Source organism: Quadrisphaera sp. DVD1, assembly GCF_058932755.1.
Map to the genome: position 1 here is coordinate 1 of NZ_JBZYWI010000204.1, position 4,197 is coordinate 4,197.

The 4,197-nt window shown below is 74.3% G+C and carries 4 protein-coding genes; 3 read left to right on the forward strand and 1 reads right to left on the reverse strand.

Translation table 11 applies throughout. The annotated features are described in order from the left end of the window. A partial coding sequence (locus tag AC5FZL_RS15740) for an IclR family transcriptional regulator (RefSeq protein ID WP_493619826.1) occupies positions 1-554 on the reverse strand: 554 nt, incomplete at its 3' end. Between the two features lie 78 nt (positions 555-632). Between AC5FZL_RS15740 and leuC the strand changes: the two genes are divergently transcribed. From leuC to murA, 3 genes are all read left to right on the forward strand, one after another. Next, positions 633-2,069: a 3-isopropylmalate dehydratase large subunit gene (gene leuC / locus AC5FZL_RS15745; protein ID WP_493619827.1), complete on the forward strand. Its 1,437-nt coding sequence runs from the start codon at positions 633-635 to the stop codon at positions 2,067-2,069. A 24-nt stretch (positions 2,070-2,093) separates the two neighbouring features. After that, entirely contained in the window at positions 2,094-2,690 is a 597-nt protein-coding gene (gene leuD / locus AC5FZL_RS15750) for a 3-isopropylmalate dehydratase small subunit (protein WP_493619828.1), read from the forward strand. 110 nt (positions 2,691-2,800) lie between these two features. Beyond that, a complete protein-coding gene (murA, locus tag AC5FZL_RS15755) occupies positions 2,801-4,141 on the forward strand; it encodes a UDP-N-acetylglucosamine 1-carboxyvinyltransferase (RefSeq protein ID WP_493619829.1) in 1,341 nt (446 codons plus the stop codon). Positions 4,142-4,197: the final 56 nt, after the last annotated feature.

The following is a 4,197-nucleotide window of genomic DNA, read 5'->3' on the forward strand; positions in this document are numbered from 1 at the left end:
ACGCCCTCCTCGCGCTCGCCCACGCTCTGGGCCCACCCGCGCCGGCGCACGGCCGCCAGCGCGGCGGCGGTGAAGGACGCGCCGCTGAGGCCGCGGTGCAGGCGGTCGGGGTCCTCCCAGGCCAGCAGCACCTGGGCCGCGGAGCCGGCGAGCATGGTCATCGAGGCGCCCACCGGCACGGAGTCGCGCAGGCCCATGCCGGGCCGGTCGGCCGCGGCGACGCAGATCCGCGAGTCGCCCTGGCGGCGGTAGAGCTGCGCGCTCTCCCCGGTGGCGTCGCGGACCGTCGTCAGGACGGGGCCGGCGGCGGCCAGCAGGCGGTCCTCCCCGGCGGCGGAGGCGAGCTCGGCCAGGCGGGCGCCGAGGACGAAGCGACCCTGCAGGTCGCGGTCGAGCAGGCGGTGGTGCTCCAGCGCCACGGCCAGGCGGTGGGCGGTCGGCCGCGACAGGCCCGTCGCGCTCACCAGCTGCGCGAGGGTGGCGGGGCCGGCCTCGAGGCAGGAGAGCACCGAGACGGCCTTGTCCAGCACGCCGACTCCGCTAGAGTTGTCCATGGAGCGATACTGGCGTCTCGCATGTTGAGAAATCAAGTGCGCGGGGCCGGACGAGGGCGAGCATCGAGGGAGACGACCGTGGGGCGCACGCTGGCGGAGAAGGTCTGGGACGCGCACGTGGTGCGCCGGGGCGGGACGGGTGAGCCGGACCTGCTCTACATCGACCTCCACCTCGTCCACGAGGTGACCAGCCCGCAGGCCTTCGACGGCCTGCGCCAGGCGGGGCGCCCGGTGCGCCGGCCGGACCTGACCATCGCCACCGAGGACCACAACGTCCCCACCCAGGCGATCGACCAGCCCATCGCCGACCTCACGAGCCGCACCCAGGTCGACACGCTGCGCCGCAACTGCGCCGAGTTCGGGGTGCGGCTGCACAGCCTGGGCGACGCCGAGCAGGGCATCGTCCACGTGGTCGGCCCGCAGCTGGGCCTGACCCAGCCGGGCACGACCGTGGTGTGCGGCGACTCCCACACCTCCACCCACGGGGCGTTCGGCGCGCTGGCCTTCGGGATCGGCACGTCCGAGGTCGAGCACGTGCTGGCCACCCAGACCCTGCCGCTGGCGCCGTTCAAGACGATGGCGATCACGGTCGAGGGGCAGCTGCCGGTCGGCACCACGGCCAAGGACGTCATCCTCGCCGTCATCGCGAAGATCGGCACCGGCGGCGGCCAGGGCTACGTCCTGGAGTACCGCGGCGAGGCCATCCGGGCGCTGTCGATGGAGGCCCGGATGACCATCTGCAACATGTCGATCGAGGCCGGCGCCCGCGCGGGCATGATCGCGCCCGACCAGACCACGTTCGACTACCTGGCGGGGCGCCCGCACGCCCCCGCCGGCGCCGACTGGGACGCCGCGGTGGAGTGGTGGAGCACCCTGCACACCGACGACGACGCCGTCTTCGACGCCGAGGTCGTCCTCCAGGCCGCCGACCTCGAGCCCTTCGTCACCTGGGGCACCAACCCGGGCCAGGGGGTGCCGCTGTCCGGCGCGGTGCCGGACCCGGCGTCCTTCGCCGACCCCGACGCGCGGCACGCCGCCGAGCGGGCCCTGGCGTACATGGACCTCGCGCCGGGCACCCCGCTGCGCGAGGTCGCCGTCGACACCGTCTTCATCGGGTCGTGCACCAACGGCCGGATCGAGGACCTGCGCACCGCCGCCGAGGTGCTGCGCGGCCGGAAGGTCGCCGACGGCGTCCGGGTGCTCGTCGTCCCGGGCTCGGCCCGGGTGCGGCTGCAGGCCGAGGCCGAGGGGCTCGACAAGGTCTTCACCGAGGTCGGCGCCGAGTGGCGCAACGCCGGGTGCTCGATGTGCCTGGGCATGAACCCCGACCAGCTGGCCCCGGGGGAGCGGGCGGTCTCGACGTCCAACCGCAACTTCGAGGGCCGCCAGGGCAAGGGCGGGCGCACGCACCTGTCCAGCGTCCAGGTGGCCGCGGCCACGGCCGTGCGCGGCACGCTCAGCTCGCCCGCCGACCTCGACGCCCCCGCCCCCGCCGCCGCGCCCGCGCTGGCCTGACGCACCGGTCACGAGGAGATCGCCATGGAGCCGTTCACCACCCACACCGGGGTCGGCGTCCCGCTGCGCCGCAGCAACGTCGACACCGACCAGATCATCCCCGCCGTCTACCTCAAGCGGGTCTCGCGCACCGGCTTCGAGGACGGCCTCTTCGCCGCCTGGCGCAGCGACCCCGCCTTCGTGCTCAACCAGCCCGGCTACGCCGGCGCCAGCGTGCTCGTCGCCGGCCCCGACTTCGGCACCGGCTCCTCGCGCGAGCACGCGGTGTGGGCGCTGAAGGACTACGGCTTCCGGGTGGTCCTGGCCCCGCGCTTCGCCGACATCTTCCGCGGCAACTCCGGCAAGCAGGGCCTCGTCGCCGGGCAGGTCTCCCAGGACGACGTCGAGCGGCTGTGGGCGCTGCTCGAGGACGAGCCGGGTGCGCAGGTGACCGTGGACCTGGTCGAGCGCACGGTGACCTGCGGCGGCTTCACCGCGCCGTTCGCCGTGGACGACTACACCCGCTGGCGGCTCATGGAGGGCCTGGACGACATCGGCCTGACCCTGCGCTCCGAGGCCGAGATCGACGCCTTCGAGGCGGCCCGCCCGAGCTGGAAGCCGGTCACGCTGCCCGTTCGCTGAGCGCCACCACGGGCGCACGTCGGGTGACGGGGGGCGGCGCGCACCCGGGCGAACTGGTGCACACTGGGCCCTCGTCCGGCCGCCCGAGCCGGAGCAGCGCGAGGGGATCCATGAGCAGCACTCTGACCGTCTCGGGCGGCGTCCCGCTGAGGGGCTCCGTCACCGTGCGCGGGGCGAAGAACTTCGTCTCCAAGGCCATGGTGGCCTCGCTGCTGGGCGAGACCACCAGCCGCCTGCGCAACGTCCCCGCCATCCGGGACGTCGGCGTGGTGCGGGGGCTGCTGGAGCTGCACGGGGTCGACGTCAGCGAGGGCGCCGAGGACGGCGAGCTGGTGCTCGACCCCAGCAACGTCGAGGTGGCCAACGTCGCCGACATCGACGCGCACGCCGGCGCGAGCCGGATCCCCGTGCTCTTCTGCGGGCCGCTGGTGCACCGCCTCGGCAGCGCGTTCATCCCCGACCTCGGCGGCTGCCGGATCGGCGACCGGCCGATCAACTACCACCTGGACGTGCTGCGCCAGTTCGGCGCGGTGGTGGAGAAGCTGCCCAGCGGCATCGCGATCTCGGCGCCGCGGCGCCTGCGCGGCACCCGCCTGGAGCTGCCGTACCCCAGCGTCGGGACCACCGAGCAGGTGCTGCTGACCGCGGTGCGCGCCGAGGGCGTCACGGAGCTGCGCAACGCGGCCATCGAGCCGGAGATCGCGGACCTCATCGCGGTCCTGCAGAAGATGGGCGCGATCATCAGCGTCGACACCGACCGGGTCATCCGGGTCGAGGGCGTCGACGCCCTCACCGGCTACGACCACCGAGCGCTGCCGGACCGGATCGAGGCCGCCTCGTGGGCCGCGGCCGCGCTGGCCACCGGCGGCGACGTCTACGTCGAGGGCGCCCGCCAGCCCGACATGATGACGTTCCTCAACGTCTTCCGGAAGATCGGCGGCGCCTTCACCGTCGACGACCACGGGATCCGCTTCACCCACCCGGGCGGCCCGCTGCGCTCGATCGCGCTGGAGACCGACGTCCACCCCGGCTTCATGACCGACTGGCAGCAGCCGCTCGTCGTGGCGCTGACCCAGGCGCAGGGGCTCTCGATCGTCCACGAGACGGTCTACGAGAACCGGATGGGCTTCACCGACGCCCTCGTGCGGATGGGCGCCACCATCCAGGTCTACCGCGAGTGCCTGGGGTCCACCCCGTGCCGCTTCGGCGCCCAGGACTTCAAGCACTCCGCGGTGATCAGCGGCCCGACCCGCCTGCGCGGGGCGGAGATCGAGGTCCCGGACCTGCGCGGCGGCTTCAGCCACCTCATCGCGGCCCTGGCCGCCGAGGGCACCTCCCGCGTGCACGGCATCGACCTCATCGACCGCGGCTACGAGCACTTCCAGGACAAGCTGGACGGGCTCGGCGCCGTCGTCACCCGCGAGAGCATGCCGGTCCCCGCCGTCGCCTGAGGGCGGCTCAGGAGGCCGCGCGCCGGCCCTGCGCGGCGCCCAGCAGGGCCGCGGTG

Excerpts from the sequence above, each read along its gene's own strand:
- murA (WP_493619829.1), top strand. The coding sequence starts at position 2,801 with ATGAGCAGCACTCTGACCGTCTCGGGCGGCGTCCCGCTGAGGGGCTCC.
- leuD (WP_493619828.1), top strand. The coding sequence starts at position 2,094 with ATGGAGCCGTTCACCACCCACACCGGGGTCGGCGTCCCGCTGCGCCGC.